This window comes from Plantibacter sp. CFBP 13570, from assembly GCF_014841395.1.
GTDB classification, from domain to species: Bacteria; Actinomycetota; Actinomycetes; order Actinomycetales; family Microbacteriaceae; genus Plantibacter; species Plantibacter auratus.
Window position 1 is genome coordinate 1 of sequence record NZ_JACYTW010000153.1, and the last position, 364, is coordinate 364.

General features: G+C 75.8%; 1 protein-coding gene. It reads right to left on the reverse strand.

Annotated features, from left to right (window positions below):
• Nucleotides 1-364, reverse strand: a 364-nt coding sequence (locus tag IFT89_RS19990) for a hypothetical protein (RefSeq protein WP_374190810.1), incomplete at both ends; no start/stop codon positions are given.

The window sequence follows — 364 nt, forward strand, 5'->3', positions numbered from 1 at the left end:
GTGGCTGCCGCCTGCTGGTGCGCCGACGCCTCGGCCGCCGCGCGTTCGGCGTCGCCCGCCTCGTCGACCGCCGCCGCACCGACCGGACGGAGCACGGTCTGGCCGAACAGGAAGTCGTAACCCTCGTCGACGGGCTCCTCCGGGGTCGACGGGGTCTCGTCCGGGTCGTCCTCGTCGTGGAAGAACTGGGTGTCGGAGACGGACGGCACGACGTGGAGCGGCTGAACGGGCTCGACGTGCGCAACCGGGGTCGCCTCATCGCCGTCCGTCTCGTCGTCCGCGTCGTCCGAGGTCGCCGCGGATGCAGCGGGCTCGGCGGGGGCCGGGACGGGCGGGGCCGCGAGCTGCTCCGCCGCGGTCGGCG